Below are 1,679 nucleotides of genomic sequence, written 5' to 3'. Positions count from 1 at the left end.
CGGCGATTTTCAACCCAGTTGTCCAAATGACCGCGTTTAAGCGGCCAATTTATTGCGCTCTATTTCCTGCAATTTGCCAGGGTTGAGCGATACCGGTCCGGTTACTTCCCAGTTCCGGGTATTGCCAGACCAGCGCCGTGGATTCTGGCGTTTTGCTCTTTCATAAACCAGTTTCCGGTGCGCCAAGCGCTCGTGATCAACACCACGATGTCGGTCAGCCGGTGTCACGAACCGGATGCCGCTGTGCAGGTGCTGTTCGTTGTAGGCGTACTCGAACGCCAGCATCCAGTCACGCACCGCCGTGAGCGATTCAAAGCCCTTTGACGGCCACTCCGGGCAGTATTTGACTGTCCGGAACAATGATTCCGAGTAAGGATTATCGTTGCTGACTCTAGGCCGGCTGTGAGACATCAACATGCCCAGCTCAGCCAGTCGGGCCTTGAGCAGATAAGAGGTCATCGGCGCTCCGTTGTCAGAGTGCAGAACCGGCGGATTATGCCAGCAGCCCTCTCGTAACAGGGCGCGTTCAACCAGTTTCCGGGCCAGCTCGCCAGACTCCGCCTCATGGACTTCCCAGGCAACGATCTTGCGACTGTAGATGTCCATGATCAGGTACAGATACCAATGCTGGCCACGCACCGCTGACGGGCAATAGCTGATGTCCCAACTCCACACCTGGTTCGGGCCTGTCGCGGTGAAGCTAGTCGGCTCTGGCACCTTGCGTGGCGGCTTCATGCGCCCTCTGTGATTCTGTTGCTGGTGCTTTTTCAACACTCGGTAGAACGACGATTCCGAGGCCAGATAAAGGCCCTTGTCAGCCAGTGACGGCACGATCTGCGACGGTGGCGAACTCCGGTATTCAGGTTGATTACATGCGCTCAGAATGGCCAGCTCCTCGGCCTGTGTGAGTTTGTGGGGCTGTTCGACTGGCTCTGCCTCAGGGCGCTGATCTTCAGCAACCTGGCCATCAGAGCATCGCCAGCGCTTCAATGTGCGCTCGCTGATATCGATTATCTCTGCCACCTTGTATCGGGCAGCACCACCGGCAACGGCTTCATCAAATAGCTCCAGGAGCCTTGCACGTTCGTCCAGCGGCGTCAGTCGTCCTCGCTGCTGTCCGGATCCTCGCCGTACAAGGCTTCGAGCTTTTTTGACAGCACCAGAAGTGACGTGGTCTCAGCCAGCGCCCTGTCTTTACGGCGAACTTCGGACTTCAGCTTCTTGATTGTTTTACGGGCGTCTCGCTGTTGCTTCTGAGCCGCTTTCTGACGCTCACCCTGCATGCCGGCACCCTGAAGGCAGGCTTCCTTCCAGCGCTGTACTTGCTCCGGATACAAGCCTTTCTCGCGGCAATAGGCACTGAGTTCGGCTTCAGACATAGAGGCCGTTTCTACTACAACGGCCAGTTTGGCTTCGGGGGACCAATCTTCCCCGGTACGATTACCTGGCACGGGCATTCCTTGTTGTCGACACTGTTTCAACCAACTATACAGAGTCACATCGGATATGCCTTCCTCTGCTGCCACCGACACAACACTTCGGTTTTGCGGAGGTAACAACTTATTTAAAACGGCCGCTTTACGTTCTTCGGAATAACGTGGCATGAATGCTCCCATGCCGCCCCGACTAGTGAAATTCAGGCTAAATCGCCAACTGGACAACTAGGCTGACAGAGGGGG

At 56.2% G+C, this 1,679-nt stretch carries 1 pseudogene; it reads right to left on the bottom strand.

Annotation, left to right across the window (positions count from 1 at the left end):
* Positions 1-36: 36 nt before the first annotated feature.
* Positions 37-1,604 (bottom strand): annotated as a pseudogene (locus H3Z84_RS05120) (IS3 family transposase).
* Positions 1,605-1,679 lie beyond the last annotated feature (75 nt).

The sequence above is a fragment of the Marinobacter sp. bablab_jr003 genome, assembly GCF_016464245.1.
Taxonomy (GTDB): domain Bacteria; phylum Pseudomonadota; class Gammaproteobacteria; order Pseudomonadales; family Oleiphilaceae; genus Marinobacter; species Marinobacter vinifirmus.
This window is presented reverse-complemented; position numbering and strand designations above follow the sequence as displayed.